General features: G+C 51.3%; 3 protein-coding genes. 1 reads left to right on the top strand and 2 read right to left on the bottom strand.

The features are described from left to right. A partial coding sequence (locus tag P0H77_RS23165; protein ID WP_276165227.1) for a MobA/MobL family protein occupies window positions 1–905 on the bottom strand: 905 nt, incomplete at its 3' end. A 166-nt stretch (window positions 906–1,071) separates the two neighbouring features. Between P0H77_RS23165 and P0H77_RS23160 the strand changes: the two genes are divergently transcribed. Further along, window positions 1,072–1,458 (top strand): hypothetical protein, encoded by a 387-nt coding sequence (locus P0H77_RS23160; RefSeq protein WP_045282373.1) that lies wholly within the window; start codon window positions 1,072–1,074, stop codon window positions 1,456–1,458. A gap of 1,538 nt (window positions 1,459–2,996) precedes the next feature. On the opposite strand, the gene P0H77_RS23155 is transcribed toward P0H77_RS23160, so the two are convergent. Beyond that, window positions 2,997–3,560: hypothetical protein (locus tag P0H77_RS23155; RefSeq protein WP_276165226.1), on the bottom strand; the 564-nt coding region annotated here is incomplete at its 5' end.

The raw sequence follows: 3,560 nt of genomic DNA, 5'->3' as shown, positions 1-3,560 counted from the left end.
GATTTCACGCGCTCTATTTCAACATTTCCCTGTTTTGTGACCCGTGCAGCCATCTCCCGCCCGTACTGCTGCGAGATATCATGCGTCAGAGATCTGACCAGTTCCTTCCGGTTTACCTCGATACCGCTGGCATTCATCCAGCTACGGTCGCTGTGGTCGATATGTTTCGCCTGTTCAGGCACATCCACGACTGAAAACGTCCGGCTGTCTTTAATATCCTGCCTCTGGCTGTCGTCCAGTCGTCCGGCTGCTTCAAAACCGAGATGCTGTTCCGGTTTCCGGTCGATACCCTGTGTTTTCAGTGACCGGCTATCAATAAAACCCTGCTCAAAGCCATATCGTTTCATATGCGCGTTGTGCGTACGCTCCCAGCGCTCCCGCAGGGCTTTCAGTGCCTGTTTTTGTTCTGTAGGGGTTAAATTATGCCCTGAGTCCTTGCGCGCGCCGCCACGCGCCGGAAATTTGGCGTTATAGCGCCTGAAATACTGTTCGGGACTGCGCTCAATACCGTCATTGACGCGCTGGCTCATCATGATATGGGCGTGCGGCTGTTCGCCGCCGTCAATGCTGGCTTTCGGATTGTGGATCGCAAACGTCCATGCATGTTTGTCGCCCGTTTCCTGCTTCACAAAATCCCGGACAAGCGCCAGCCGCTGCGCTTCATTCAGCTCGCGGGGTAGAGCGATCTCAATTTCCCTGTACGTTGAACCGTTGGCACGTTCGAACGCATCCGCAGCCTGCCAGAAATGGGCGGGTTCATCTCTCGCCCATTCCGGCATATTGCCGTGTTCGGTGTGCTCGAGATCCTGGCGCTGGCTGAACTTATCTTCCCGCGTAATGTAACTGGCATGAGCAAGGGCTTTACCCTTGCCGCCAAATTTCACGCTGAGATGATACGTTGCCATGTTGTGTCAGCCCCCGGCAGGGCGCACTGTTTCTGCCCGCAGGGAGAAACATATAAGTGCGCTTTACTCTAATTTAAAGAATTATGAGTAAAGATAAGTCATGCGACTTCTGACCGCAAGTTATATACTTTCCCCGTCGGAAATATCGGGATGGGGAAGTTAAACGATGCGGATCAGTAACGTCGAATGGCTTAAAAAGCGCATAGCCTTCATCAGAAAGCTGGGAGAAAAAACGGCACGGCAACGGCAGATTATCGATCTGCTGGATGATGAAGCTTCGCTCAGTGAGACTGAAAGACGACTGCTCCACGTTCTGGCAACCGCTGAAAAAAACGCGTTGCAGGAACGGGATGCCGCACAGAAAAAGGCGGTTCAGGCGCGGATTTCAGGGCAGAAAAACCGCAGGGAACGCAATCACAGACTGTTTCTGGCGGCTGGTCTGATGATTGACGCGGGACTGGTTGATACAAAAACGGGTGAGTTGAATTTTGACCACGAAAAATTACTGACTGCGCTGAAACGGGTACGCTACGATCTGGAAACATCGGCGTGAACGTGCATTCTGCAAGGCCGGAGAAATGCCGCTTCCTCGCTCACTGACTCGCGTCGCTCGGTCGTTCGGCTGCGGCGAGCGGTAGGGATTTTCGGATAGGAGCATGAATTTTCTTGCTCCAGATGTACAAAAGCCCCGTGACAGAATCACGGGGCTTGAGTACTCTAATTCTTGCAGATACCTGCCAGGATCAGACGTCACAATCAAATCCTAGCAGGGCTGGCTAGGAATGTCACTACCAGCTTAATACCATTCAACGACATTAAACCCATATCTGCACCTTGACTCTCAGGTCTACGCCCCGGACTCCGGCAGGATAAACAGGCAAGCGGTGGGAACCTGACCAGCTCGGGAAAGAAGCTGGCTCTACCCGGTCTCACGTTAACCAATAACGTACCTGATAAAGTGAGAGTGAAGGCAGCGGTTGCGGTGAAGCGTGATTGCCAAGGTCTGGCGCAACACCCACAAAATCGAAGCAGCATACGAACGGCCTGATGCTGGTCGCTTCGCTCCCCGTTTTCTGGTGTACCCACCACGGGGGCATTAGGCTTTCTTTGCCCTAATATGGGTTTGCGACTCTCAAATCCGGGTTATAGAAGGATTCACTGTGATGATCCAGCGTCCGAGATTTGCATCGAATTCTGATTTAGTGCTGAACGAATTTGTAGTGTGAGTTCATCACACTGGTGGCTCTATCTCATAACTAATGTCACAACCACATAAATCAAATTCGCGGGAGAAAAAGTATTCCCGTTCCCGTTCACCTGTAAAGGGCATGCAGGTCTCTCAATACGTGGTGTAACACATATCGCCTTCACCGAAATGATGTGAAGACTTCATCATTTTAGCAATCACAGGTTGCCCTAATCACTTAACGCTATTATTGTTCTATTGAAGCCTTAACCTAAACCCACTCACAAAACGTGGATTATCTGGTTAGTGATTCGCAGCAACAAAGCGTCCCGGTTCAAAACGAATCGTAAGACGTAGTTTCCCTTGATGTAGGGCTTGCCGATGGAACAGGCGGCTTTTTTATTCTCCGGCGTGGGGGGGGATGCTGTTGACAGAAATGGAAATAAGTAACATCCGGAATATTACGCTTATTGCCCGGCGTCTTGCCTGGATTAATGCCAAAAGAACTCATATCGATATACCATCGTTTGCAGAACTGCTTTTCTCCGGCCAAAAAGCGCTGTTCTTCGAACAATATAATTATTTTCACTCACGACGGTACACAACGGCAGGCACGTCAAAGCCACCGGATTTACCATAACATCCGTTACGCGCACCGCTGAAACGCGCTCAGGGCGGTTTTACGTCCTGAGCCATAAAAACCCCCGGCTTCTCACCGAAAACCGCTCAGAATCGCATACCGTGATTTTCAGCCCCATGCATAACCATGCACCTGACTGACTGGCGAGAACTTCCGGCCTGAATTCAGGCCGGAAGTCTCAAAAGACGCCCCAAACTCGGCTGAAAACGGTGAACGGGTGCGCAATTTATTGTGCGAACGTGAGGCGTTGGACAAGCGCAGCGCGTCAGTTCTTTTTCTTTTCCGGTTTCTGTTCCGTTGTCAGCAGCTTTTCAAGGTCTGCCACTTTCTGATAGACGGCAGCAGACGCGTTGTAATTGTCCTGTAGTTCCGTTTTCACAAACCAGCTTGTGGCAAATATCAGTACGACAAAGGCAACCGCAACCCCAGCAAACCACTTCCAGCTGTAACCCCGCAGCGTGTTGTACTCCGCGATGATGTTACTGCGGATAATGGAAATTTCCTTGTCCAGCGCGTCCGCATTGATTTTCATGTTCCCGACGGATTTTTCCAGACGCTGAAAATCAGCGCTGATACGCTCGCCAATCAGCCCCGCAACATCCATTTTCTGCACTTCCTGCCGGACTTCATCCCTTACCTGCTGTGCCACACTGTCCGATATTTCCCGGTAGCCTTTCAGGGTTTCCCTTGCCACCGCCAGCGAATCCGCCACGGCTTTCTGCTGCTCTTTTGCGGCCTCTTTCAGATGCTCCGCCGACAGCAGGAGTGTGAGAAGTTTTTCTTCGGTGCTCGCCATAGTTACCTGCTTATGGAAAATCCGCGTGACAGG

The sequence above is a fragment of the Superficieibacter sp. HKU1 genome (assembly GCF_029319185.1).
In the GTDB taxonomy this organism is placed as follows: Bacteria; Pseudomonadota; Gammaproteobacteria; order Enterobacterales; family Enterobacteriaceae; genus Superficieibacter.
Note: the sequence above shows the minus strand (reverse complement) of the source record. Positions and strands in the feature narration are given on the sequence as shown.

What these genes read in the sequence shown, in the direction of transcription:
- P0H77_RS23160 (WP_045282373.1), top strand. Translation starts at nt 1,072, where the DNA reads ATGCGGATCAGTAACGTCGAATGGCTTAAAAAGCGCATAGCCTTCATC.